Source organism: Bacillus sp. NMCC4 (assembly GCF_002998555.1).
Lineage (GTDB): Bacteria > Bacillota > Bacilli > Bacillales > Bacillaceae > Bacillus.
The window spans coordinates 43,513-68,098 of sequence record NZ_PVRA01000013.1 but is presented as its reverse complement, the minus strand read 5'-3'; the positions used below and the strand labels follow the sequence as shown (position 1 = coordinate 68,098).

25 protein-coding genes, 1 rRNA gene and 2 other annotated features are annotated in these 24,586 nt (G+C 41.9%); all 26 genes read left to right on the top strand.

The window, feature by feature from the left end; translation table 11 throughout:
• Window positions 1–139 precede the first annotated feature (139 nt).
• The 26 genes from rrf (at window position 140) to rpoB (ending at window position 24,542) form a co-directional block, all read left to right on the top strand.
• Window positions 140–255 (top strand): 5S ribosomal RNA (rrf, locus tag C6Y02_RS18095).
• A 177-nt stretch (window positions 256–432) separates the two neighbouring features.
• Window positions 433–897: a CtsR family transcriptional regulator gene (locus C6Y02_RS18090; RefSeq protein ID WP_003217184.1), complete on the top strand. Its 465-nt coding sequence runs from the start codon at window positions 433–435 to the stop codon at window positions 895–897.
• Between the two features lie 14 nt (window positions 898–911).
• Window positions 912–1,469, top strand: a complete 558-nt coding sequence (gene mcsA / locus C6Y02_RS18085) for a protein-arginine kinase activator protein McsA (protein WP_066031441.1) — start codon at window positions 912–914, stop codon at window positions 1,467–1,469.
• Window positions 1,470–1,473: 4 nt separating this feature from the next.
• Window positions 1,474–2,565, top strand: a complete 1,092-nt coding sequence (mcsB, locus tag C6Y02_RS18080; RefSeq protein WP_034665652.1) for a protein-arginine kinase McsB — start codon at window positions 1,474–1,476, stop codon at window positions 2,563–2,565.
• Window positions 2,562–4,997: an ATP-dependent protease ATP-binding subunit ClpC gene (gene clpC / locus C6Y02_RS18075; RefSeq protein WP_034665649.1), complete on the top strand. Its 2,436-nt coding sequence runs from the start codon at window positions 2,562–2,564 to the stop codon at window positions 4,995–4,997. The genes mcsB and clpC overlap by 4 nt, the downstream gene beginning before the upstream one ends.
• 93 nt (window positions 4,998–5,090) lie before the next feature.
• A complete protein-coding gene (radA, locus tag C6Y02_RS18070) occupies window positions 5,091–6,470 on the top strand; it encodes a DNA repair protein RadA (protein WP_034620767.1) in 1,380 nt (459 codons plus the stop codon).
• A gap of 2 nt (window positions 6,471–6,472) precedes the next feature.
• The gene (gene disA, locus C6Y02_RS18065) at window positions 6,473–7,552 is read left to right on the top strand and encodes a DNA integrity scanning diadenylate cyclase DisA (RefSeq protein ID WP_012008686.1); all 1,080 of its coding nucleotides are present in this window, start codon (window positions 6,473–6,475) and stop codon (window positions 7,550–7,552) included.
• Between the two features lie 153 nt (window positions 7,553–7,705).
• Window positions 7,706–8,806, top strand: coding sequence for a PIN/TRAM domain-containing protein (locus C6Y02_RS18060; protein ID WP_003217214.1), 1,101 nt, complete (start codon window positions 7,706–7,708; stop codon window positions 8,804–8,806).
• 13 nt (window positions 8,807–8,819) lie between these two features.
• The gene (gene ispD / locus C6Y02_RS18055; RefSeq protein ID WP_034665643.1) at window positions 8,820–9,509 is read left to right on the top strand and encodes a 2-C-methyl-D-erythritol 4-phosphate cytidylyltransferase; all 690 of its coding nucleotides are present in this window, start codon (window positions 8,820–8,822) and stop codon (window positions 9,507–9,509) included.
• A 3-nt stretch (window positions 9,510–9,512) separates the two neighbouring features.
• On the top strand, window positions 9,513–9,989 hold the full coding sequence (gene ispF, locus C6Y02_RS18050) for a 2-C-methyl-D-erythritol 2,4-cyclodiphosphate synthase (RefSeq protein WP_003216928.1): 477 nt from the start codon (window positions 9,513–9,515) through the stop codon (window positions 9,987–9,989).
• A 94-nt stretch (window positions 9,990–10,083) separates the two neighbouring features.
• On the top strand, window positions 10,084–11,535 hold the full coding sequence (gene gltX, locus C6Y02_RS18045) for a glutamate--tRNA ligase (RefSeq protein WP_106031910.1): 1,452 nt from the start codon (window positions 10,084–10,086) through the stop codon (window positions 11,533–11,535).
• Window positions 11,535–11,766 (top strand) — a binding site (T-box leader). It overlaps the preceding gene by 1 nt.
• A gap of 81 nt (window positions 11,767–11,847) precedes the next feature.
• Entirely contained in the window at window positions 11,848–12,501 is a 654-nt protein-coding gene (gene cysE / locus C6Y02_RS18040; protein ID WP_012008691.1) for a serine O-acetyltransferase, read from the top strand.
• Window positions 12,498–13,898 carry a cysteine--tRNA ligase gene (gene cysS / locus C6Y02_RS18035; RefSeq protein ID WP_106031909.1) on the top strand — a complete coding sequence of 467 codons (1,401 nt, stop codon included), beginning with the start codon at window positions 12,498–12,500 and terminating at the stop codon, window positions 13,896–13,898. Before cysE ends, cysS begins: the two co-directional genes overlap by 4 nt.
• A 3-nt stretch (window positions 13,899–13,901) precedes the next feature.
• Window positions 13,902–14,333 carry a Mini-ribonuclease 3 gene (locus C6Y02_RS18030; RefSeq protein WP_034665636.1) on the top strand — a complete coding sequence of 144 codons (432 nt, stop codon included), beginning with the start codon at window positions 13,902–13,904 and terminating at the stop codon, window positions 14,331–14,333.
• Entirely contained in the window at window positions 14,317–15,066 is a 750-nt protein-coding gene (gene rlmB / locus C6Y02_RS18025) for a 23S rRNA (guanosine(2251)-2'-O)-methyltransferase RlmB (protein ID WP_034665632.1), read from the top strand. The genes C6Y02_RS18030 and rlmB overlap by 17 nt, the downstream gene beginning before the upstream one ends.
• A 2-nt stretch (window positions 15,067–15,068) precedes the next feature.
• A complete protein-coding gene (gene rae1, locus C6Y02_RS18020; protein WP_034665628.1) occupies window positions 15,069–15,581 on the top strand; it encodes a ribosome-dependent mRNA decay endonuclease Rae1/YacP in 513 nt (170 codons plus the stop codon).
• Window positions 15,582–15,644: 63 nt separating this feature from the next.
• Complete coding sequence (gene sigH / locus C6Y02_RS18015; protein WP_003217132.1) at window positions 15,645–16,301, top strand: RNA polymerase sporulation sigma factor SigH; 657 nt, start codon at window positions 15,645–15,647, stop codon at window positions 16,299–16,301.
• A gap of 76 nt (window positions 16,302–16,377) precedes the next feature.
• Window positions 16,378–16,527, top strand: coding sequence for a 50S ribosomal protein L33 (rpmG, locus tag C6Y02_RS18010; RefSeq protein WP_012008694.1), 150 nt, complete (start codon window positions 16,378–16,380; stop codon window positions 16,525–16,527).
• A 34-nt stretch (window positions 16,528–16,561) separates the two neighbouring features.
• Entirely contained in the window at window positions 16,562–16,738 is a 177-nt protein-coding gene (gene secE / locus C6Y02_RS18005; RefSeq protein WP_003216942.1) for a preprotein translocase subunit SecE, read from the top strand.
• 170 nt (window positions 16,739–16,908) lie between these two features.
• Window positions 16,909–17,442, top strand: a complete 534-nt coding sequence (gene nusG, locus C6Y02_RS18000; protein WP_003217197.1) for a transcription termination/antitermination protein NusG — start codon at window positions 16,909–16,911, stop codon at window positions 17,440–17,442.
• A gap of 171 nt (window positions 17,443–17,613) precedes the next feature.
• Window positions 17,614–18,039 (top strand): 50S ribosomal protein L11, encoded by a 426-nt coding sequence (gene rplK / locus C6Y02_RS17995; protein ID WP_003216956.1) that lies wholly within the window; start codon window positions 17,614–17,616, stop codon window positions 18,037–18,039.
• A gap of 99 nt (window positions 18,040–18,138) precedes the next feature.
• The gene (rplA, locus tag C6Y02_RS17990) at window positions 18,139–18,837 is read left to right on the top strand and encodes a 50S ribosomal protein L1 (protein ID WP_034665623.1); all 699 of its coding nucleotides are present in this window, start codon (window positions 18,139–18,141) and stop codon (window positions 18,835–18,837) included.
• A 48-nt stretch (window positions 18,838–18,885) separates the two neighbouring features.
• Window positions 18,886–19,026, top strand: a sequence feature (ribosomal protein L10 leader region).
• A 69-nt stretch (window positions 19,027–19,095) separates the two neighbouring features.
• Entirely contained in the window at window positions 19,096–19,596 is a 501-nt protein-coding gene (gene rplJ, locus C6Y02_RS17985; protein ID WP_034665618.1) for a 50S ribosomal protein L10, read from the top strand.
• Window positions 19,597–19,637: 41 nt separating this feature from the next.
• Window positions 19,638–20,003, top strand: a complete 366-nt coding sequence (rplL, locus tag C6Y02_RS17980) for a 50S ribosomal protein L7/L12 (protein ID WP_003216952.1) — start codon at window positions 19,638–19,640, stop codon at window positions 20,001–20,003.
• A 96-nt stretch (window positions 20,004–20,099) separates the two neighbouring features.
• Complete coding sequence (locus C6Y02_RS17975) at window positions 20,100–20,705, top strand: class I SAM-dependent methyltransferase (RefSeq protein ID WP_044139657.1); 606 nt, start codon at window positions 20,100–20,102, stop codon at window positions 20,703–20,705.
• Window positions 20,706–20,960: 255 nt separating this feature from the next.
• A complete protein-coding gene (gene rpoB / locus C6Y02_RS17970) occupies window positions 20,961–24,542 on the top strand; it encodes a DNA-directed RNA polymerase subunit beta (RefSeq protein WP_003217223.1) in 3,582 nt (1,193 codons plus the stop codon).
• Window positions 24,543–24,586 lie beyond the last annotated feature (44 nt).

The window sequence follows — 24,586 nt, the reverse complement described above, 5'->3', positions numbered from 1 at the left end:
ATCAGGTTGATAGGTCTGAGGTGGAAGCGTGGTGACACGTGGAGCTGACAGATACTAATAGATCGAGGACTTAACCTATATTCTAATGTGAAGCTTGAACATTGTTATCTAGTTTTGAGAGAACATTCTCTCCATCAGGTTTGGTGGCGATAGCGAAGAGGTCACACCCGTTCCCATACCGAACACGGAAGTTAAGCTCTTCAGCGCCGATGGTAGTTGGGGGTTTCCCCCTGTGAGAGTAGGACGCCGCCAAGCTTTTCTAAGGATCAGTTCCATACGGAACTGGTCTTTTTTGTGTTTTTGAGAGGTTTGACACCATATAAATGTGGAAATAATATTCTTAGTTGAGCGATTATCTTGAAAAATCGATCGAAAAAATTTATAGTAAGGTTAAAGTCAAATATAGTCAAAGTCAATGGAGGAGGAGGCGGAGTGGCACAAAATATTTCTGATATCATCGAGCAGTATTTGAAGGAAGTCTTGGATCAGAATGGTCGAGAAATATTAGAAATTAAGCGCAATGAAATTGCAGATAAGTTTCAATGCGTACCTTCACAAATTAACTATGTTATCAATACACGCTTTACGAGCGAGAGAGGCTATATCGTTGAAAGTAAGCGTGGCGGCGGTGGCTATATCCGCATCATTAAAGTCAAAATGAATGATGAAGTCGACTTATTGAACAACATTATTTCCCAAATATATCATCGTTTATCACAGGCTGCCTCTGATCATATCATCATGCGTCTTGTAGAAAATAACATTTTATCTGAAAGAGAAGCTAAGATGATGATCAGTGTCATGGACCGTTCTGTTTTGCACATTGATTTACCTGAACGAGATGAATTGAGAGCTCGGATGATGAAAGCGATGTTAAATGCTTTGAAATTAAAGTAAAGCGGGTGAAAAGATTGATTTGTCAAGAATGCAATGAGAGACCAGCCACTTTTCACTTTACGAAAGTTATAAATGGAGAAAAACAAGAAATGCACATATGTGAACAATGTGCAAAAGAAAACAGTGATTCATATGCTATGAGTGGAAACCAAGGTTTCTCGATTCACAACTTATTATCAGGTTTATTGAATATTGATCCTAGCTTTACCACAAGTGCTAATAAGGGATCTTCTATTTTTCAAGAAGCGAGAGAAGTGGATCAATGTCCTAAGTGTGGCTTAACCTTTCAACAATTCAGAAAAACAGGCCGTTTTGGCTGTGCAGAATGCTATCGTTCATTTGATCAGTATCTGAACCCTGTTTTACGGAAAGTCCATAGTGGAAATACAGTCCATAATGGAAAAGTGCCTAAACGGATTGCCGGCAGTCTTCATGTCCGCCGGAAACTTGAGATGATGCAGCAAGAGCTGAAACAGTTAATTGAACAAGAAGAGTTTGAAAAGGCAGCGGAAGTTCGAGATCAAATTCGTGCATTAGAGCATGAACAATCTCAGCAGAGGGAGGGAGATTAACAACATGTCGCTCCAGCATTTTATTCAAGACGCTTTAAGTCAATGGATGAAACAAAAAGGACCAGAAAGTGACATTGTTCTAAGCAGTCGAATCCGGCTAGCACGCAACCTAGAGCATGTTCGTTTCCCAACTCAGTTTTCTCAAGAAGAGGCTGAAGCTGTCCTCCAGCAATTCGAGCAAAAGTTTGCTAGCCAGGAAGTGAAGGACATCGGAAACTTTGTTCTGATTCGTATGAATGAAACGCAGCCTTTAGCAAAGAGAGTACTTGTTGAAAAGCATTTGATCAGCCCAAACTTAGCAGAATCAAGATTTGGCGGTTGTTTGCTTTCTGAAAATGAGGAAATCAGTGTGATGCTGAATGAAGAAGACCATATTCGAATCCAATGCTTATTCCCAGGTTTCCAACTAGCCAATGCATTAAAAGCGGCTAATCAGATAGATGACTGGATTGAAGAGCAAGTGGATTATGCGTTTTCTGAAAAGCGGGGATACTTAACAAGCTGTCCAACTAATGTAGGTACAGGTATTAGGGCATCGGTCATGATGCATTTACCAGCTTTAGCCCTAACAAGACAAATGAATCGGATTATTCCGGCCATTAATCAATTAGGTCTTGTAGTCAGAGGAATTTATGGTGAAGGTAGCGAAGCAATAGGGAACATCTTTCAAATTTCAAATCAAATGACACTTGGTCAATCAGAAGAAGATATTGTAGACGACTTAAATAGTGTGACCGCTCAGCTCATTGAACAAGAGCGATCTGCACGAAAGGCGTTATATCAAACATCTCAAATTGAACTTGAGGACAGAGTGTACCGTTCCTTAGGGATATTGTCCAATTGTCGTATGATTGAATCAAAGGAAACAGCAAAGTGTTTGTCAGATGTGCGCCTTGGAATTGATTTAGGTATCATTAAGGGGCTTTCAAGTAATATACTGAATGAACTCATGATTTTGACTCAGCCAGGCTTTCTTCAACAGTACTCAGGAGGAGCTTTGGAGCCAAATGAACGAGATATAAAACGAGCAGCGATTATTAGAGAAAGGCTGCGTTTAGAAATGCATAGGAATGGACAGGAGGATGAAACGATATGATGTTTGGAAGATTCACTGAAAGAGCTCAAAAGGTATTAGCACTTGCACAAGAAGAAGCCATTCGCCTAGGCCATAAGAACATTGGTACTGAGCACATTTTACTTGGTCTAGTACGTGAGGGTGAGGGCATCGCCGCAAAAGCATTAGAAGCACTGGGCCTTGTTTCAGATAAAATCCAAAAAGAAGTCGAAAGCTTGATTGGAAGAGGGCAAGAGGTGTCTCAAGCTATTCCTCATTATACGCCTAGAGCGAAGAAGGTCACTGAGCTTTCAATGGATGAAGCAAGAAAGCTAGGTCATTCCTATGTAGGGACAGAACATATTCTATTAGGTCTTATTCGCGAGGGAGAGGGTGTAGCTGCCCGCGTTTTAAATAACCTCGGAGTGAGCTTAAATAAAGCACGTCAGCAAGTTCTGCAGCTGCTTGGCAGCAATGAAACAGGTGCATCTGCCGCTGGCTCTAACAGCAATGCAAATACACCAACATTAGATAGCTTGGCAAGGGATTTAACAGCTATTGCGAAAGAAGACAGTTTGGACCCTGTCATTGGACGAAGCAAAGAAATTCAGCGTGTCATTGAGGTCCTAAGCAGAAGAACAAAAAATAACCCTGTGCTGATTGGTGAGCCTGGTGTTGGTAAAACAGCCATCGCTGAAGGTCTTGCGCAGCAAATTATTCATAATGAAGTGCCTGAAATCCTGCGCGATAAACGAGTGATGACACTTGATATGGGAACCGTTGTAGCGGGAACGAAATATCGTGGTGAATTTGAGGATCGTTTGAAAAAAGTCATGGACGAAATTCGTCAGGCAGGAAATATCATTCTCTTCATTGATGAGCTTCATACACTCATTGGTGCTGGTGGAGCAGAGGGTGCGATTGACGCATCTAATATTCTCAAACCATCCTTAGCACGTGGAGAGCTTCAATGTATCGGGGCGACAACGTTAGATGAGTACCGTAAATATATTGAAAAGGATGCTGCGCTTGAACGACGTTTCCAGCCAATTCAAGTGGATCAGCCATCTGTTGATGAAAGTATTCAAATCTTAAGAGGACTTAGAGATCGTTATGAGGCACATCACCGTGTGTCCATTACGGATGAAGCGATTGAGGCGGCGGTGAAGCTGTCTGACCGTTATATTTCTGATCGTTTCCTTCCAGATAAGGCGATTGATTTAATTGATGAGGCAGGTTCGAAAGTCCGCTTACGTTCTTTCACAACACCGCCTAACCTAAAAGAACTAGAGCAAAAGCTCGATGAAGTACGCAAGGAAAAGGATGCTGCTGTTCAAAGTCAGGAATTTGAAAAAGCAGCTTCTCTTCGCGATACGGAACAGCGTTTGCGTGAAAAAGTAGAAGTCACAAAGAAATCTTGGAAAGAAAAGCAAGGACAGGAGAATTCAGAGGTATCAGTGGATGATATCGCAATGGTTGTCTCTAGCTGGACGGGAGTGCCTGTTTCAAAAATTGCACAAACAGAAACAGATAAGCTTCTCAATATGGAACAATTGCTCCATTCTCGTGTGATCGGGCAGGATGAAGCGGTTGTCGCTGTAGCAAAAGCTGTGAGACGTGCGCGTGCTGGCCTAAAAGATCCAAAACGTCCAATCGGCTCCTTTATCTTCTTAGGCCCAACAGGGGTTGGTAAAACGGAGCTTGCAAGAGCACTCGCAGAGTCTATTTTCGGTGATGAAGAAGCGATGATCCGTATTGATATGTCTGAATACATGGAAAAACACTCTACATCTAGACTTGTTGGGTCACCTCCAGGCTATGTTGGCTATGAAGAAGGCGGTCAACTGACTGAAAAAGTGAGAAGAAAACCTTATTCTGTTGTGCTTTTAGACGAGATTGAAAAGGCACATCCAGATGTATTCAACATTTTGCTACAAGTGTTAGAAGATGGCCGTCTGACTGATTCTAAAGGGCGTACCGTTGACTTTAGAAATACGATTTTGATCATGACATCCAACGTTGGAGCTAGTGAACTGAAGCGAAATAAATATGTTGGCTTTAATGTGCAGGATGAAGGACAAAATTACAAGGATATGAAAGGCAAAGTGATGGGCGAGTTGAAGCGTGCATTTAGACCAGAATTCATCAACCGTATTGATGAAATCATTGTCTTCCATTCACTTGAAAAGAAACATCTAAAAGAGATCGTGTCTCTCATGTCTGATCAATTGACGAAACGATTAAAAGAACAAGACCTTTCAATCGAATTGACGGAAGCAGCAAAAGCGAAGATTGCCGACGAAGGTGTAGATCTTGAGTACGGTGCGCGCCCGTTAAGAAGAGCGATTCAAAAGCATGTGGAGGATCGACTTTCTGAGGAGCTTCTGAAGGGTAATATTGAAAAAGGTCAACATATCGTATTAGATGTGGAAGATGGAGAAATTGTCGTAAAAACGACGGCTGCTACGAACTAATATAGTAAGAAAAAAGTGTGAGGCATACCAGTAAAGTGTATGCCTCCCTTTACTTATTTTCTGATCAGTATAAGGAGTTGTATTCTTCAATCTATGGCTAAGACAAAATCAAAATTTATATGCCAATCGTGCGGTTATGAGTCAGCCAAATGGATGGGGAAATGTCCAGGCTGCGGCACGTGGAACAGTATGACAGAAGAGGTCGTTCGCAAAGAGCCGGCAAACCGTCGAAGCGCTTTTAATCATTCTGTTCAAACCATTCAAAAACCTTCACCTATATCTGCAATTGAAACATCAGATGAACCCCGAATCAAAACGAATTTAGAAGAATTTAACCGAGTATTAGGAAGTGGAATTGTCAAAGGCTCTCTTGTTCTCATTGGCGGAGATCCTGGGATTGGGAAGTCCACATTATTATTACAAGTATCAGCACAGCTCTCAGACAAAAATCAGAATGTATTATACATATCTGGTGAGGAGTCCATTAAACAAACGAAGCTAAGAGCGGACCGCCTCGGCATAAAAAGCACCTCTTTACATGTTTTGGCTGAAACCGATATGGAGTATATAACGTCTGCTATACAAGAGATGAAACCCGCTTTTGTCGTGGTGGATTCGATTCAAACCGTTTATCAAAGCGATATTACGTCAGCTCCTGGGTCTGTATCTCAAGTGAGAGAATGTACAGCACAGCTGATGAAAATTGCCAAGACAAATGGTATTCCAATATTTATCGTTGGTCACGTGACCAAAGAAGGCTCGATCGCAGGTCCACGCCTTTTAGAGCATATGGTGGACACGGTTCTTTATTTTGAAGGCGAGCGTCATCATACGTTTCGTATCTTACGTGCGGTGAAAAACCGATTTGGCTCGACGAATGAACTAGGGATTTTTGAAATGAGAGAGGAAGGACTCACGGAAGTATTAAACCCATCCGAAATTTTCTTAGAAGAACGTTCGGCAGGTGTATCTGGATCGTGTGTTGTTGCCTCAATGGAAGGAACAAGACCTGTTCTTGTCGAGATACAAGCATTAATTTCACCGACAAGCTTTGGAAATCCACGGAGAATGGCTACAGGCCTTGATCATAATCGTGTGTCATTGCTCATGGCGGTTTTAGAAAAACGTGTCGGACTGCTGCTGCAAAACCAAGATGCGTATTTAAAGGTCGCAGGCGGTGTGAAGCTTGACGAACCGGCGATTGACTTGGCCATTGCCGTCAGTATTGCTTCAAGCTTTAAAGACGCAGCGCCGCATCAAGCGGATTGCTTTATAGGAGAGGTCGGTCTGACGGGAGAAGTCAGAAGAGTATCAAGAATTGAACAGCGTGTGCAGGAAGCTGCGAAACTAGGATTTAAGCGAATGTTTATTCCTCAGGCGAATATAGATGGATGGAAAAAGCCGAGAGGGATTGAGTTAGTCGGTGTAGAAAATGTAGCGGAGGCACTTCGAATTTCACTAGGGGGATCATAGAAATGGAAAAAGAGAAAAAAGGAGCGAGAGAACTCGATCTCTTAGATATCGTACAGTTTGTGGCACCAGGGACACCTCTTCGGGCTGGGATCGAAAATGTCCTGAGGGCCAATACTGGCGGGCTCATTGTTGTTGGTTATAACGACAAAGTCAAGAGTGTTGTAGATGGAGGGTTTCATATTAACTCTGCCTTCTCCCCAGCACACTTATATGAATTGGCTAAGATGGATGGTGCCATTATTTTAAGCGATTCTGGTCAAAAGATCTTGTATGCGAATACACAGCTCATGCCAGATGCAACCATCCATTCATCGGAAACGGGCATGAGGCACCGTACTGCTGAACGTGTAGCGAAGCAGACAGGCTGCTTAATCATTGCGATTTCTGAACGGAGGAACGTCATTACCTTATACCAAGGGAATCGTCGTTATACGCTGAAAGATATTGGCTTTATTTTAACGAAGGCCAACCAAGCCATACAAACACTTGAGAAATATAAAACCATTTTAGATCACGCCATTTCTGCGCTAAGCGCCCTAGAATTTGAAGAGCTTGTGACCTTTGGTGATGTATTATCCGTGCTGCATCGTTACGAGATGGTGCTTAGAATCAAAAATGAAATCAATATGTATATCAAAGAGCTCGGAACAGAAGGACATTTGATCCGTCTGCAAGTCAATGAACTGATTACAGATATGGAGCAGGAAGCGGCTTTATTTATTAAAGATTACGTGAAAGAAAAGATTAAAGATCCATATGTTCTGCTTAAACAGCTACAAGATATGTCTAGCTTTGAGCTTTTAGATGACTCCATTCTGTACAAGTTACTTGGCTATCCAGCTTCTACAAATATTGACGAATATGTGTACACAAGAGGCTACAGATTGCTTCACAAAATCCCTAGACTGCCTATGCCAATCGTCGAAAACGTGGTTGAAGCGTTCGGTGTGTTAGATCGAATTATGGAAGCGGATGTACAAGATTTGGATGAAGTAGAAGGAATTGGAGAAGTAAGAGCGAAAAAGATAAAAAAAGGATTAAAAAGACTGCAAGAAAAACATTATATCGACCGCCAGCTATAAGGAGAGAAATTTTTCTTAAATACGGTTAAAAATGGATGAATATGGGTATATTAATGATGCTTTTGTTTTCTGTTGATTATGATAGGAAACTTAAACATATATCAATGTCAGGTGAGGGTGGATTGACAGATGAAAAATAAAGGAGGTGAAGGTATGTTAAAAAGAATCGTTCAGGCGTTTTTTATCATTTTTGGTGCAGTTGTAGGGATTTTTATCATTCCAGAGTTATTTCTGCTGTTAAATGTAAAGGACATACCTTTCATAACAAATGCTTACTCTTCAGCACTAATAGGAGCCGCTGTGTTCTTTATCATCGGCAAATGGTGCACAGGCTATGTGGTTAATTGGGTGAAATGGATCGAGGATTCTCTATTAAAGGCGCCTCTTCCTGATCTTATATCTGGAAGTTTCGGATTAGTATTTGGACTTATTCTAGCATATCTTATTGTAAACGTGATCCCGCTAAACAATATCCCATATCATATTTTTGGTACCATTATTCCGATTTTCCTGGCTTTCTTTTTAGGATACCTTGGATTTCAGGTAGGGTTTAAGAAGAAGGATGAAATGATGGGGCTGTTCTCCCGATCTGCAAAGGTCACCAAGAAAAAAGGAGCAGCTGATGATGAACCTGAAATAGAAGATAAAAAGCTGAAAATTTTAGACACAAGTGTTATCATTGATGGAAGAATCGCAGATATTTGTCAAACTGGATTCTTAGAAGGTGTCATGGTCATTCCTCAATTTGTGCTCGAGGAATTACAGCATATTGCAGACTCTTCTGATGTATTAAAGAGAAATAGAGGCCGAAGAGGTCTTGATATTTTAAATCGTATTCAAAAAGAATTAGATATCAAAGTTGAAATTTACGAAGGTGACTTTGAAGACATTCAAGAGGTTGATAGCAAGCTTGTGAAGCTCGCTAAATTAACTTCAGGTGTTGTTGTGACAAATGATTTTAATTTAAATAAAGTATGCGAACTTCAAAAAGTAGCAGTGTTAAACATCAATGATCTAGCCAATGCGGTGAAACCGGTTGTGCTGCCTGGGGAAGAAATGAAGGTACAGGTCATTAAAGATGGGAAAGAGCATAACCAAGGTGTTGCTTACTTAGATGACGGTACGATGATTGTGGTCGAAGAAGGACGCAATTACATTGGAAAAGACATCGATGTGCTCGTCACAAGTGTGCTGCAGACTGCTGCTGGAAGAATGATTTTTGCGAAGCCAAAACTTCTGGAGAAGGCGCTCTAAAGGGAGAACGAACATGTATTATGAAGTAGTTATTCCGGCTGCGGGGCAGGGGAAACGAATGAAGGCCGGCCGCAATAAGCTTTTTATTGAGCTGAAAAGAATGCCGGTCATTATTCATACACTAAAGGTGTTTGACGCTCATTCGCAATGCAAACGCATGATCCTAGCGATCAATGAAGAGGAGCGTCAAGACTTTGAAAGGCTACTCAAGGTACACGCTTTTCAAACGCCTGTTTCACTTGTCACTGGCGGTGAAGAACGTCAGCAAAGTGTATACGAAGGATTAAAGGCTGTGAAAGATGCAGACATCGTGCTTGTTCATGATGGGGCAAGGCCTTTTATTAAGCATACACAGATTGACTTGCTCGTTAAAGCAGCGATTGAAAAAGGCTCCGCAGTTGTAGCGGTACCAGTGAAAGACACAATCAAGCGCGTTCAAGAAGGCAAAGTGGAACAAACCATTGAACGTCAGAGCTTGTGGGCAGTCCAGACCCCACAAGCTTTTCGTCATTCTATTTTAAAAGAGGCGCATGAATATGCGGAGCGGACCGGCTTTCTTGGAACAGACGACGCCAGTCTTGTGGAACAATTACATGGTGAAAACGTGTATATTGTCCAAGGAGATTACACCAATATTAAGCTGACGACACCGGATGATTTATTGGTTGCCAAGGCAATTATGGATGCGGAAAGAGGGTACTAGATCATGTTGAGAATAGGACAAGGCTTTGATGTACATCAATTAACAGAGGGAAGACCTTTGATTATCGGCGGGGTCACCATCCCATATGAAAAGGGGCTGCTTGGGCATTCAGACGCTGATGTACTGCTTCACACAGTGGCAGATGCCTGCCTAGGTGCGATTGCTGAAGGAGATATCGGCAGACATTTCCCAGACACAGATCCTGAGTTTAAGGATGCGGATTCTTTTAAATTACTGCAGCATGTGTGGGCACTAGTAAAGGAAAAAGGCTACACACTTGTGAATATTGATTGCACCATCATGGCGCAAAAGCCCAAAATGGCACCTTACATTCAACCAATGTGTGAGAAGATTGCAGAAGCGCTTGAGGCAGATGTCACACAGGTGAATGTGAAAGCAACAACGACAGAGAAACTTGGATTTACAGGAAGAGGCGAAGGAATTGCCTCTCAGGCAACAGTGCTTCTTCAGAAAAAGTGAAATCCATTTTGATGAGAATGGGATTTGATGATAAAATACGTTTATAAAAAATTGGTGTCAGACAACATGATGCAGATGAAAGGAAGTTAAACTCATGGGAAATGAAGTGCGTGTTCGTTATGCACCGAGTCCAACTGGTCATTTACATATTGGGAATGCTAGAACGGCTCTTTTCAACTATTTGTTCGCACGCAGCCAAGGCGGCAAATTTATTATTCGAATCGAAGATACGGATCAAAAGCGTAATGTAGAAGGCGGAGAAGAAAGCCAGCTTCGCCACCTGCAATGGCTCGGTATTGATTGGGATGAGAGCATTGATAAAGATGGCGGCTATGGTCCTTACAGACAATCAGAGCGTAATGAGATTTACAAAAAATATTATGATGAGCTGCTAGAGAAAGACTTGGCGTATAAGTGCTATTGTACGGCTGAAGAGCTAGAGGAAGAGCGTGAAGCACAAATCGCCCGCAGTGAAATGCCTCGATATTCTGGTAAATGCAGCCATTTATCAAAAGAAGAAGAGGACAAGCTGATCGCTGAAGGAAGAGAGCCAAGTATCCGCTTCCGAGTGCCAAAAGGAGAAATCATCAAATTTGACGACATGGTCAAAGGCGATATTTCATTTGAGACAGACGGCATCGGTGATTTTGTCATTGTGAAGAAAGACGGCACGCCAACTTATAACTTCGCTGTAGCAGTGGATGATCATTTGATGAAAATGACTCACATTCTCCGCGGAGAGGATCACATTTCGAATACGCCTAAACAAATCATGATCTTCAACGCATTTGGCTGGGATGTTCCGCTATTCGGACATATGACGCTGATTGTGAACGAGAACCGCAAAAAATTAAGTAAGCGTGATGAATCCATTATTCAATTCATCGAGCAATATAAAAACTTGGGCTATTTACCAGAAGCCCTGTTCAACTTCATTGCACTACTTGGATGGTCTCCGGTGGGCGAAGAAGAACTGTTTACAAAAGAGCAATTCATCGACATTTTCGATGTAAACCGACTTTCTAAGTCACCAGCTCTATTCGATATGCATAAACTAAAATGGGTAAATAACCAATACGTGAAGGCACTTGATCTTGATCAGGTTGTTGCGTTAACACTTCCGCATCTTCAAAAGGCAGGCAAGGTAAGCGAGCAGCTGACAGAAGAAGAAAACACGTGGGTGCGCAAGCTTATTTCTCTGTATCACGAACAATTAAGCTATGGAGCAGAAATTGTTGAGTTAACAGAGTTGTTCTTTAAGGAGCAAATTGAGTATAATCAAGAGGCAAAGGAAGTTTTAGCAGAGGAGCAAGTACCAGAAGTCATGGCATCTTTTGCTGGTCAGCTTGAACGGCTTGAGTCTTTCACACCTGATGAAATCAAGGCTGCTATTAAAGCGGTACAAAAAGAAACAGGGCTTAAAGGCAAGAAACTATTCATGCCAATTCGTGTGGCTGTCACAGGACAAACGCATGGCCCAGAACTTCCGCAAAGTATTGAACTACTAGGTAAAGAAACGGTATTAAACCGCATTAAACAAATATAAGGAAATCGTTGCGAGGGAGAAGTACAATGTTTTCGTCCATCACAGAAAGAGTCTTCACCGGCTGAAAGAGACTTATGGGCAGACGTTGGAAATGCACCCTCAAGACCCTTGAGGAACACGTGTACGTTAGTATGCAAGGGCGGTACCCTCCGTTATGGGATTAAGTTGAGAAGGCTGCAAAATGAGGGCTTTCTAAACAGAGTGGAACCGCGTTTTCAAAACGTCTCTGTCATTTGGCAGAGGCGTTTTTTATTTGTCCAAAAAAGAGAGCAAGTCCTAAGAGAGATTGATGGGGAAGAACGGGGGGAGCATGTGTTTTTCAAAATGCTGAAAGAAGATATTGATACTGTGTTTGATCAAGATCCTGCTGCTAGAAGCTATATTGAAGTAGTGCTAACCTATTCAGGGCTTCATGCGATTTGGGCTCATCGTATCGCGCACGCATTTTATAAGCGTAAGCTGTACTTTCTTGCGCGGATCATTTCTCAGGTCAGCCGGTTTTTCACAGGGGTGGAAATTCACCCTGCGGCAACTATTGGCAGGCGCTTCTTCATTGACCACGGCATGGGAGTGGTGATTGGGGAAACATGTGAAATTGGAGACAACGTCACTGTTTTCCAAGGCGTGACACTAGGGGGAACAGGGAAAGAAAAGGGAAAGCGGCACCCGACCATTTTAGACGATGCCCTCATTGCGACAGGTGCAAAGGTGCTTGGTTCCATTACAGTCGGAAAAGGGGCCAAGATTGGTGCGGGGTCAGTCGTGTTAAAGGACGTACCAGACCATTCCACCGTTGTCGGTATACCTGGGCGAGTCGTCGTTCAAAATGGGAAGAAAATCAATCGTGATCTCAATCATCAAGATTTGCCAGATCCAATTTCCGATCGTTTCAAAGAATTGGAACGAGAAATGGAAAAGCTAAAAGGTGAGCTGGCTTCATTGAGCAGAAAGGAAGAACAATCATGACAATCAATATTTATAATACATTGACACGTAAGAAAGAAGAATTTGTCCCGCTTGAACCAGGAAAGGTCAAGATGTATGTGTGCGGACCAACCGTTTATAACTACATTCATATCGGGAATGCCAGACCTGCTATTGTTTATGACACTGTACGTAAGTATTTAGAATACAGCGGCTATGATGTGAACTTTGTATCAAACTTTACAGATGTGGATGATAAACTCATCAAAGCAGCCAATGAACTCGGAGAAGATGTTCCGACGATTGCTGACCGCTTTATCCAAGCCTACTTTGAAGACGTCAGTGCACTAGGCTGCAAAAAAGCTGACCTTCACCCGCGAGTGACGGAAAATATGGATGATATCATTGCATTTATTGCGACATTGATTGAAAAAGGCTACGCCTATGAAGCGGATGGCGACGTGTATTACAGCACACGCTCATTTGAAGGCTACGGAAAGCTTTCCCACCAGTCGATTGATGAACTGAAGACAGGTGCTCGTATTCGTGTAGGTGAGAAGAAACGAGATGCACTGGACTTTGCTTTATGGAAGGCTGCAAAGGATCAAGAAATCTCATGGGATAGCCCGTGGGGCGAAGGACGCCCAGGCTGGCACATCGAATGCTCGGCCATGGTTAAAAAATATTTAGGTGATACGATCGACATTCATGCTGGCGGACAGGATTTAACCTTCCCTCACCATGAAAATGAAATCGCTCAATCCGAGGCTTTGACAGGGAAACCTTTTGCGAAGTATTGGATGCATAACGGATATATTAATATTGAGAATGAAAAAATGTCAAAATCACTTGGCAACTTTGTGCTCGTGCATGACATTGTGAAAGAACAAGATCCTGATGTGCTACGCTTCTTTATGTTGTCGGTTCACTACCGTCATCCAATTAACTACTCAATGGATTTACTAGAGAGTACAAAGAGTGCGTTTAACCGACTCAAAACGTCGTATGCTAATTTACATCATCGCCTTGAGAGCAGCACGAATATCACAGAAGACAATACTGAATGGCTGGCGAAGATTGAAGAGCAGCGTGCGACATTTATTTCTGAAATGAATGATGACTTTAATACGGCAAATGCAATTTCTGTTTTATTCGAACTTGCGAAACAGGCGAATTATTATATGGAAAATGATCATACTTCGGAGGAAGTGATCAAGGCATTTATCGGCTTATTCCAAGAAATCACGTCTGTTCTTGGCTTCTCATTAGAAGAAAAGCACACGCTTGACGAAGAAGTAGAAGCGTTAATTGAAAAACGCAATGAGGCTAGAAGAAATCGTGACTTTGCGCTATCTGATCAAATTCGTGACCAGTTAAAGAGCATGAATATTGTATTGGAGGACACTCCTCAAGGTACTCGCTGGAAAAGAGGAGAATAGGTCATGTTGAATTTTGAAAAGCTGAAAGACGGTAAACAGTTGAACGGACTTGCGCTTGCTTATATGGGTGATGCCATTTTTGAAGTCTATGTGAGGCATCACCTCCTCCAAACGGGGGCGACAAAACCAAATGAGCTGCACAAACGAGCAAGCAAGATTGTTTCAGCTAAATCTCAGGCAGCTATTTTATTTACGCTTCAGCAGCAAGGCTTTTTCACTGAAGCAGAAGAAGCAGTGCTGAAAAGAGGAAGAAATGCAAAATCAGGCACAGTGCCTAAAAACACAGACGTTCAAACGTATCGTTATAGTACGGCGCTTGAAGCGCTCATGGGTTATTTATTTATTGAAAAGCAGGACGAACGCTTAGAAGAGCTGATTAGTCAGGCGATTGAAATCGGAACGTCAGGGAGGAAGACAAATGAGTCAGCAACATGATTATGTGATTGGGAAAAATGCAGTGATTGAAACACTGAAGTCAGATCGGGAGTTATACAAGCTCTGGATGGCAGAAAACACTGTAAAAGGACAAGCCCAGCAGGTCATTGAACTCGCTAAAAAACAAAATATCACCATTCAGTATGTTCCGAGGAAAAAGCTTGATCAAATGGTAACAGGTCAGCACCAGGGAATCGTTGCACAAGTAGCAGCATATGAATATGCGGAATTGGACGATCTGTATCAAATTGCCGAAAAGCGGAATGAACAGCCGTTTTTTCTTATATTAGATGAAATTGAAGACCCGCATAATTTAGGATCCATTATGCGTACAGCAGATGCTGTAGGTGCACACGGGATTGTCATTCCGAAAAGGAGAGCGGTCGGCTTAACGACAACCGTTGCCAAAGCATCTACTGGGGCAATTGAACATATTCCTGTTGCTAAGGTCACCAATCTTTCAAGAGCTCTTGATGAGATGAAAGAAAGAGGAATCTGGGTCGCGGGAACAGATGCGTCTGCCAAACAGGATTATAGACAATTTGATGGCACGATGCCGCTTGCTCTTGTGATTGGCAGTGAAGGAAAAGGGATTGGCCGATTGATCAAGGAAAAGTGTGATTTTCTGATTAAGCTGCCTATGGCCGGGAAGGTCACTTCGTTAAACGCATCAGTTGCCGCTAGTCTATTGATGTATGAAGTGTATCGAAAACGTTATCCGTTAGGAGAATAGAGATGGACATCCTCTTAGTCGATGGATACAACATGATAGGTGCATGGCCTCGGCTGCAGCACTTAAAGGAAAACAGCTTTGAAGAAGCCAGAGACGTGCTGATTCAAAATTTAGCAGAATATCAAGCATACACAGGGTATCGAGTCATTGTCGTATTCGATGCCCATATGGTCAAAGGAATCGAAAAAAAGCGGATCAACCACCGAGTAGAGGTCATCTTTACGAGAGAGAATGAAACAGCTGATGAGCGGATTGAAAAGCTGGCCCAGGATTTGAATAATGTTCGGACGCAAATTCATGTGGCGACCTCAGACTTCACAGAACAATGGGCAATTTTTGGACAAGGAGCTCTTCGGAAGTCGGCTCGAGAGCTTTTGAGAGAGATTGAAGTGATCGAACGAAAGATAGAGACGAGAGTCAAAAAGATTACTTCTGATAAACCAGTATCCAAGATTGAATTGTCAGAAGATGTATTGAAAACGTTTGAAAAATGGCGGCGTGGGAATCTGGAATAGCTTGACGATATTTCAACCATTAATGTATAATATTTCTATCTAGGTGCGGTCGGGGGGATCGAAGTGAATCTAAACAACAGCAAGGATAAATCCATCAGAGAGCAATTTTGCCAGTTGGAAGATGAACAAGTCATTGAAAGGGTTCATGTCGGAGATAGTGATGCGCTAGATTACTTAATAACGAAATACCGCAATTTTGTACGTGCAAAAGCAAGATCTTATTTCTTGATTGGAGCGGATCGAGAGGACATTGTCCAAGAGGGGATGATCGGACTTTATAAGTCTATCCGCGATTTCAGAGAGGACAAGCTTACTTCATTTAAGGCTTTTGCAGAATTATGTATTACCCGCCAAATTATCACCGCAATTAAAACAGCTACTCGCCAAAAACATATCCCGTTAAATTCCTATGTATCATTAGACAAGCCAATATATGATGAAGAATCAGACAGAACATTGTTGGACGTCATTTCCGGTGCTAAAGCGCTTAACCCAGAAGATTTAATCATTAGCAAAGAAGAATTTGATGATATTGAAATGAAAATGGGGGAACTACTAAGTGAGCTGGAAAGAAAGGTACTTGTGCTTTACCTTGATGGCAGATCCTATCAAGAGATTTCTGAAGATTTAAACCGTCATGTGAAATCAATTGATAACGCACTCCAAAGAGTAAAGAGAAAATTAGAGAAATATTTAGAGCTTCGCGAGATTAGTCTCTAATCAAACCTATATTGACAGCTTTTTCGACACTGTGATAAGGTACTAAGGAAATGATGTCGAGAAAATAGGTGTAAATATGAGGAAAAAGATTACTCTAGCCTGTAAAGACTGCGGAAGCCGCAATTATACGACAATGAAAAGTGATGCTTCAGCAGCTGAAAGATTAGAAGTTAAGAAATATTGCAAGACTTGTAATTCACATAAAACACATTTAGAAACGAAGTAAGATTTGCGTTCTTTAATCTGTGGAGGTCTTTTACATGCGTATTATCAGTTTCTTAAAAAGTGTCGGGAAAGAAATGAAAAAGGTCAGCTGGCCAAAGAAAAACGAAATGATTCGCTACACAATCACGGTTATTTTAACAGTCGTATTCTTTGCAATCTTTTTCTCTTTTCTTGATATAGGAATCTCACAATTAATCGAATTAATTCATTAATACTTGAATAATGGTCTGCTGAACGTGCTATAATAGATCATAATATGACTTGCCAAAAAACCCGTTTTACGGGTTTTTTCAATTGCTTGAAAATATTTACCGGTACTCGAGATTCGTCAAATAGACATTACGAAATGTGGGGAGGGAAGGACTGAATAGTCCTGAACGAAATGGAAAAGAATTGGTATGTTGTGCATACGTACTCTGGCTATGAAAACAAAGTAAAAGCAAACTTGGAAAAGCGTGTTGAATCAATGGGCATGCAGGATAAAATCTTCCGCGTTGTCGTACCAGAAGAAGAAGAAACAGATATTAAAAATGGTAAGAAAAAAGTCGTCAAAAAGAAAGTATTCCCTGGCTATGTCCTAGTGGAAATCGTGATGACTGACGACTCTTGGTATGTTGTTCGTAATACACCAGGTGTCACAGGATTCGTTGGATCAGCTGGATCAGGCTCAAAGCCGACAGCGCTGCTGCCAGGCGAAGCCGAAACCATTCTGAAGAGAATGGGTCTTGAAGAACGCAAAACAGAAATCGACTTTGAATTGAAAGAAACAGTCAAGGTAATCGACGGACCATTTGCTAACTTCACAGGCTCTATCGAAGAGATTGATTACGATAAAAGCAAAGTCAAAGTATTCGTTAATATGTTTGGTAGAGAAACACCCGTGGAACTTGAGTTCACGCAGATCGATAAATTGTAATTCAAAAGAGCTTGAAATGAGTGTATAGAAGTGGTAATATAGCAAAGGTACGTCTTGAGTTCGCTCAAGATCGCTAGCTAGTTATTTCGTCATTCATATAAAGAATGAAGTTGTTGAGTGGGAGGGGGATTCCCCTATTACCACATCACGGACTTTAAGGAGGTGTGTCTCGTGGCTAAAAAAGTAGTTAAAGTTGTTAAATTGCAAATTCCTGCTGGAAAAGCTAACCCAGCTCCACCAGTTGGACCTGCACTAGGTCAAGCCGGTGTTAATATCATGGGATTCTGTAAGGAGTTTAATGCTCGTACAGCTGACCAAGCTGGTCTTATCATTCCTGTTGAAATTTCGGTTTTTGAAGACCGTTCATTTACATTTATTACTAAAACTCCACCTGCTGCAGTTTTACTTAAAAAAGCAGCTGGTATTGAGTCTGGTTCTGGTGAACCTAACCGTAATAAAGTGGCAACTGTTAAGCGTGATAAAGTACGCGAAATCGCGGAAACAAAAATGCCTGACTTAAACGCTGCTAGCGTTGAATCAGCTATGCGCATGGTTGAAGGTACTGCACGCAGTATGGGTATTGTCATCGAAGATTAATTTATTGTCTTGTTGGGTTGCGAGTTTGGTTTTGACAAGTTCGCAACCCTTATTCGTGGGAGGTTATTCCGCTAAAACCACATAAGGAGGATTTTTATAATGGCTAAAAAAGGTAAAAAGTATGTAGAAGCTGCTAAGCTGATCGAACGTACTAAAGCGTATGATGTAGCTGAAGCTGTTTCTCTTACAAAAAAAGCAAATACAGCGAAATTTGATGCGACTGTAGAAGTTGCTTTTCGTTTGGGCGTAGACCCTCGTAAAAACGATCAACAAATCCGCGGTGCAGTTGTACTTCCTAACGGAACTGGTAAAACTCAACGCGTTCTTGTGTTCGCTAAAGGCGAAAAAGCAAAAGAAGCAGAAGCTGCTGGAGCAGACTACGTTGGAGATTCTGATTACATCACTAAAATCCAACAAGGCTGGTTCGAATTCGATGTAATCGTTGCAACACCTGACATGATGGGTGAAGTTGGTAAGATCGGTCGTGTACTTGGACCAAAAGGTCTTATGCCAAACCCTAAAACAGGAACTGTTACATTCGAAGTAGAAAAAGCAATCAATGAAATCAAAGCTGGTAAAGTAGAATACCGCGTTGATAAAGCTGGTAACATCCACGCGCCAATCGGAAAGGTTTCTTTCGAGGACGAAAAGCTTGTTGAGAACTTTGCAACAATCTATGATACAATCCTTAAAGCAAAACCTGCAGCGGCTAAAGGTGTATACGTGAAAAACGTTTCTGTTACAACTACTATGGGCCCTGGCGTGAAAGTGGATCCATCTTCTTTCTCTGCAAAATAAATCTTGACTTATCACAATCGTTTTGATAATATCAAAATGTTGTAAAATAGAATATGTCCATTTATACCGTAGACAGCAGGGGCCTTATGGCTTAATTAACCCGCCGAGGTGTATATGTCACAGTCTTACGTTAACGTATGCTTGTATATACAGCCTCCATGTCTTAATGGAGGCTTTTTATATGGAGAACCGTTCGTTAGGAACGTGATGGCCTGATCGGTATAAGTGTTACACAAAGAATGTACAGGAGGTGTAACCATGAGCAATGCAATCGATACTAAAAAAGTTGTCGTTGATGAAATTACTTCTAAATTTAAAGACAGTATGTCTACTGTAATTGTAGATTACCGTGGTCTTTCAGTTTCTGAAGTGACTGAACTTCGTAAACAGCTTCGTGATGCTGGCGTAGAATTCAAAGTTTACAAAAATACTTTGACTCGCCGTGCAGTTGAACAAGTTGAACTAACGGGTTTAAACGATTTCTTAACAGGTCCAAACGCTATCGCATTCAGTAACGAAGATGTTATCGCACCTGCGAAAATCATCAACGAATTTGCGAAAAGCCACGAAGCTTTAGAAATCAAAGCTGGTGTCATCGAAGGAAACGTAGCGACTGTAGAAGAAGTGAAGGCTCTTGCGGAACTTCCGTCTCGCGAAGGCTTACTTTCTATGTTGCTTAGCGTTCTTCAAGCTCCAGTTCGTAACCTTGCTCTTGCTACTAAAGCAGTTGCAGAACAAAAAGAAGAACAAGGCGCTTAATGCGTACTTAACGTAAAAAACTTAAAATGGAGGAATTACAAATGGCTTTAAATATCGAAGAAATCATTGCTTCAGTTAAAGAAGCAACTGTACTTGAGTTAAACGACTTAGTAAAAGCAATCGAAGAAGAATTTGGCGTAACTGCTGCTGCTCCTGTAGCTGTAGCTGCAGCTGGTGGTGCCGCTGCTGAAGAGAAAACTGATTTTGATCTAGTACTTGCTGGTGCTGGAGACCAAAAAATCAAAGTTATCAAAGTGGTTCGTGAAATCACTGGTCTTGGCTTGAAAGAAGCTAAAGAACTTGTTGACAACACTCCAAAACCACTTAAAGAAGGTATTGCTAAAGAAGAAGCTGAAGAACTTAAAGCTAAGCTTGAAGAAGTTGGCGCTTCTGTAGAAGTTAAGTAATCTTCGCCTAATCTTTTGGGAAAGCTCGCTTTTACTGGCGGGCTTTTTCTTTTCTATTCTCCTGAAACGATTGAATCCAGAGGAGGTCCATTCATCATGAGTGACCACTATTATACGGAAAAGCCATCAGTGAAAAGCAATAAACAGACATGGGACTTCACCTTGAGAAACCGTACCTTTACTTTTACAAGTGACAGTGGAGTGTTTTCTAAGAAAGAAGTCGACTTTGGTTCAAGGCTTTTAATTGAAGCTTTTGAAGAACCTGACGTGGATGGCGATGTCTTAGATGTCGGTTGCGGTTATGGACCGATTGGCTTATCGTTAGCAAACGAAATGACGAGCCGCACCATTCATATGATTGATGTGAACGAAAGAGCAGTCGAACTTTCAAAGGAAAACGCTAAACATAATCGCATTGATAATGTCCGCATCTATCAAAGTGATTTGTTCTCGAATGTTCATTCATCAGCTGCTTTTGCCTCTATACTGACCAATCCCCCAATACGGGCAGGGAAGAAAGTTGTACATGCGATCTTTGAAAAAAGTGCTGATCATTTATTGCCGGAAGGTGAGTTGTGGGTGGTTATTCAGAAAAAGCAGGGCGGACCATCTGCGATTGAAAAATTAGAACAGCTCTTTGGAGAAGTCGAGGTTGTATTGAAAAAAAAGGGCTACTATATTATCAAAGCTAAAAAAGTTTGACGCAGTTTCCTAGCTGTGTTAACATTATAAAATGCCAATGTGTATATTTTGCTTGATAGGCTTAAAAAACAACTATTTTGTATAAATTATGCATACTTGGGAAAACTAATAAAATCGGTATTTGTTTTTGGATGTGGTTTTCTTATTTTAGAAACCCTTTTTTCTTTTGTCTTGTAAAAGTATTTCTTTACTGACATTTGAAAGGCTGAAATACTTTTTACACATATAATACGCATGATTTGAGGGGTGAATCAGTTGACAGGTCAACTAGTTCAGTATGGACGACACCGCCAGCGCAGAAGCTACGCACGCATAAGCGAAGTGTTAGAATTACCAAATCTCATTGAAATTCAAACCTCTTCTTATCAGTGGTTTCTTGATGAGGGTCTTAGAGAGATGTTTCAAGATATATCCCCAATTGAGGATTTTACTGGTAACCTTTCTCTTGAATTCATTGATTACAGCCTAGGGGATCCTAAGTATCCTGTAGCAGAATCAAAAGAACGTGATGTAACTTACTCTGCTCCACTAAGAGTAAAAGTTCGTTTAATTAACAAAGAAACTGGAGAAGTAAAAGACCAAGATGTGTTCATGGGTGATTTCCCAATCATGACAGACACAGGTACTTTTATCATTAACGGTGCGGAACGTGTAATCGTTTCTCAGTTAGTGCGTTCTCCAAGTGTATATTTCAGTGGTAAAGTAGACAAAAACGGTAAAAAAGGTTTTACTGCGACTGTCATTCCAAACCGTGGCGCATGGTTAGAATACGAAACTGATGCGAAGGATGTAGTCTATGTACGCATCGATCGCACACGTAAGTTGCCGGTTACGGTTCTTTTGCGTGCTCTCGGCTTCAGCTCTGATCAAGAGATTCTTGACCTCATTGGCGAGAATGAATACTTACGCAACACGCTGGAAAAAGACAATACAGAGAATGCGGATAAAGCACTTCTCGAAATCTACGAGCGCCTCCGTCCTGGAGAGCCGCCAACTGTTGAAAATGCGAAAAGCCTGCTAGACTCTCGCTTCTTCGATCCGAAGAGATATGACCTAGCTAATGTTGGACGCTACAAGATTAATAAAAAGCTTCATATTAAAAATAGACTGTTCAATCAAAAATTGGCTGAAACGTTAGTTGACCCTGAAACAGGTGAAATTCTAGCAGAAAAAGGTCAAATTTTAGACAGAAGAGTTCTTGATAAAGTTCTTCCATACTTAGAAAACGGCATCGGATTTAGAAAGCTTTATCCAAATGGTGGCGTAGTAGAAGATGAAGTAGAACTTCAATCTATTAAGATTTATGCACCGTCTGATCAAGAAGGCGAGCAAGTGATCAACGTGATCGGGAATGCATACGTAGAGGAAGCTGTGAAAAACATCACGCCTTCTGACATCATTGCATCGATCAGTTACTTCTTCAACCTTCTTCATGGTGTAGGTGACACAGATGATATCGATCACCTTGGTAACCGTCGCCTGCGTTCTGTAGGTGAGCTTCTGCAAAACCAATTCCGTATTGGTTTAAGCAGAATGGAGCGTGTTGTTCGTGAAAGAATGTCGATCCAAGACACAAACACGATCACACCTCAGCAACTGATCAACATCCGTCCTGTGATCGCTTCTATCAAAGAGTTCTTTGGTAGCTCTCAGCTTTCTCAGTTCATGGATCAAACAAACCCGCTTGCTGAATTGACGCACAAACGTCGTCTGTCGGCGCTTGGACCGGGTGGTTTGACACGTGAGCGTGCAGGAATGGAAGTTCGTGACGTTCACTACTCTCACTATGGCCGTATGTGTCCGATTGAAACACCAGAGGGTCCAAACATCGGTTTGATCAACTCTCTATCTTCATTTGCAAAAGTGAATCGCTTCGGCTTTATTGAAACACCTTACCGCCGGGTTGACCCTGAAACAGGTAAAGTGACACCGAGAATCGATTACTTAACTGCTGATGAAGAGGATAACTACGTTGTAGCACAAGCGAATGCTATATTAGGTGAAGATGGTTCGTTTATCGATGATAATATCATTGCTCGTTTCAGAGGGGAAAACACAGTTGTTCCTCGAAACCGCGTTGACTACATGGACGTTTCGCCAAAGCAGGTTGTTTCTGCAGCGACAGCATGTATCCCATTCTTAGAAAACGATGACTCTAACCGTGCTCTAATGGGAGCGAACATGCAACGTCAGGCTGTGCCTTTGATGCAGCCGGAATCACCGATTGTTGGTACAGGTATGGAGTATGTATCAGGGAAAGACTCTGGTGCTGCTGTTATCTGCCGCTACCCTGGTGTTGTAGAACGTGTTGAAGCGAAAAATATTTGGGTTCGTCGCTATGAAGACGTTGACGGACAACAAGTCAAAGGAAATCTAGACAAATACAGCTTGCTGAAATTTGTCCGCTCTAACCAAGGGACTTGCTACAACCAGCGTCCAATCGTAAGTGTTGGAGATGAAGTCGTAAAAGGAGAAATCCTTGCAGACGGTCCTTCAATGGAAAAAGGTGAATTGGCTCTAGGACGTAACGTCATGGTCGGCTTCATGACTTGGGACGGTTATAACTACGAGGATGCGATCATCATGAGTGAGCGCCTTGTAAAAGATGACGTCTACACGTCTATTCATATTGAAGAATATGAATCAGAAGCTCGTGATACAAAGCTTGGACCGGAAGAAATCACTCGTGATATTCCAAACGTTGGGGAAGATGCTTTACGCAACCTTGACGAGCGCGGAATCATCCGTATTGGTGCAGAAGTAAAAGACGGAGACCTTCTTGTAGGGAAAGTAACGCCTAAAGGTGTAACAGAACTAACAGCTGAAGAACGTCTATTACATGCAATCTTCGGTGAAAAGGCTCGTGAAGTGCGTGATACGTCTCTACGTGTTCCACACGGCGGCGGCGGAATTATCCACGACGTCAAAGTCTTTAACCGTGAAGATGGAGATGAATTACCTCCAGGTGTAAACCAGTTAGTCCGCGTATACATCGTTCAGAAGCGTAAAATTTCTGAAGGTGACAAAATGGCCGGACGACATGGTAACAAAGGGGTTATCTCTAAAATCCTTCCAGAAGAAGATATGCCGTATCTTCCAGATGGAACACCGATTGATATCATGTTAAACCCTCTAGGGGTACCATCTCGTATGAACATCGGTCAGGTACTTGAACTTCATATGGGTATGGCTGCACGTTACCTTGGCATCCACATTGCGTCACCAGTATTCGATGGTGCGCGTGAGGAAGATGTTTGGGAAACGCTTGAAGAAGCAGGTATGTCCCGTGATGCGAAAACAGTCCTTTATGACGGTCGAACTGGTGAACCATTCGATAACCGTGTATCAGTCGGAATCATGTACATGATCAAACTGGCTCACATGGTTGACGATAAACTTCACGCCCGTTCAACTGGACCATACTCACTTGTTACGCAGCAGCCACTTGGCGGTAAAGCACAGTTTGGTGGTCAGCGTTTCGGAGAGATGGAAGTATGGGCACTTGAAGCTTACGGTGCAGCATACACACTTCAAGAGATCTTAACAGTTAAATCGGATGACGTTGTAGGTCGTGTGAAAACATACGAGGCCATCGTCAAAGGGGATAACGTCCCTGAACCAGGTGTCCCTGAATCATTCAAAGTGTTAATTAAAGAACTTCAAAGTTTAGGTATGGATGTCAAAATCCTATCTGGCGATGAAGAAGAGATAGAAATGAGAGATTTAGAAGACGATGAGGAAACGAAGAAAGCAGACGGATTAGCGTTATCTAATGACGAAGATGCTGCAGACCTCGCACCTGTCGATCTTGAACGTGACGCAGTCACAAAAGAATAGCAGAAACGATTAGAGCAAGTGACTAGGGTATAACCCGAAGATTA

Bases quoted from the DNA above. Each gene is read 5' to 3' on its own strand.
- mcsB (WP_034665652.1), top strand. From the start codon at position 1,474: ATGTCGCTCCAGCATTTTATTCAAGACGCTTTAAGTCAATGGATGAAA.
- clpC (WP_034665649.1), top strand. From the start codon at position 2,562: ATGATGTTTGGAAGATTCACTGAAAGAGCTCAAAAGGTATTAGCACTT.
- radA (WP_034620767.1), top strand. From the start codon at position 5,091: ATGGCTAAGACAAAATCAAAATTTATATGCCAATCGTGCGGTTATGAG.
- disA (WP_012008686.1), top strand. From the start codon at position 6,473: ATGGAAAAAGAGAAAAAAGGAGCGAGAGAACTCGATCTCTTAGATATC.
- C6Y02_RS18060 (WP_003217214.1), top strand. From the start codon at position 7,706: ATGTTAAAAAGAATCGTTCAGGCGTTTTTTATCATTTTTGGTGCAGTT.
- ispD (WP_034665643.1), top strand. From the start codon at position 8,820: ATGTATTATGAAGTAGTTATTCCGGCTGCGGGGCAGGGGAAACGAATG.
- ispF (WP_003216928.1), top strand. From the start codon at position 9,513: ATGTTGAGAATAGGACAAGGCTTTGATGTACATCAATTAACAGAGGGA.
- gltX (WP_106031910.1), top strand. From the start codon at position 10,084: ATGGGAAATGAAGTGCGTGTTCGTTATGCACCGAGTCCAACTGGTCAT.
- cysS (WP_106031909.1), top strand. From the start codon at position 12,498: ATGACAATCAATATTTATAATACATTGACACGTAAGAAAGAAGAATTT.
- C6Y02_RS18030 (WP_034665636.1), top strand. From the start codon at position 13,902: ATGTTGAATTTTGAAAAGCTGAAAGACGGTAAACAGTTGAACGGACTT.
- rlmB (WP_034665632.1), top strand. From the start codon at position 14,317: ATGAGTCAGCAACATGATTATGTGATTGGGAAAAATGCAGTGATTGAA.
- rae1 (WP_034665628.1), top strand. From the start codon at position 15,069: ATGGACATCCTCTTAGTCGATGGATACAACATGATAGGTGCATGGCCT.
- rpmG (WP_012008694.1), top strand. From the start codon at position 16,378: ATGAGGAAAAAGATTACTCTAGCCTGTAAAGACTGCGGAAGCCGCAAT.
- secE (WP_003216942.1), top strand. From the start codon at position 16,562: ATGCGTATTATCAGTTTCTTAAAAAGTGTCGGGAAAGAAATGAAAAAG.
- nusG (WP_003217197.1), top strand. From the start codon at position 16,909: ATGGAAAAGAATTGGTATGTTGTGCATACGTACTCTGGCTATGAAAAC.
- rplA (WP_034665623.1), top strand. From the start codon at position 18,139: ATGGCTAAAAAAGGTAAAAAGTATGTAGAAGCTGCTAAGCTGATCGAA.
- rplJ (WP_034665618.1), top strand. From the start codon at position 19,096: ATGAGCAATGCAATCGATACTAAAAAAGTTGTCGTTGATGAAATTACT.
- rplL (WP_003216952.1), top strand. From the start codon at position 19,638: ATGGCTTTAAATATCGAAGAAATCATTGCTTCAGTTAAAGAAGCAACT.
- C6Y02_RS17975 (WP_044139657.1), top strand. From the start codon at position 20,100: ATGAGTGACCACTATTATACGGAAAAGCCATCAGTGAAAAGCAATAAA.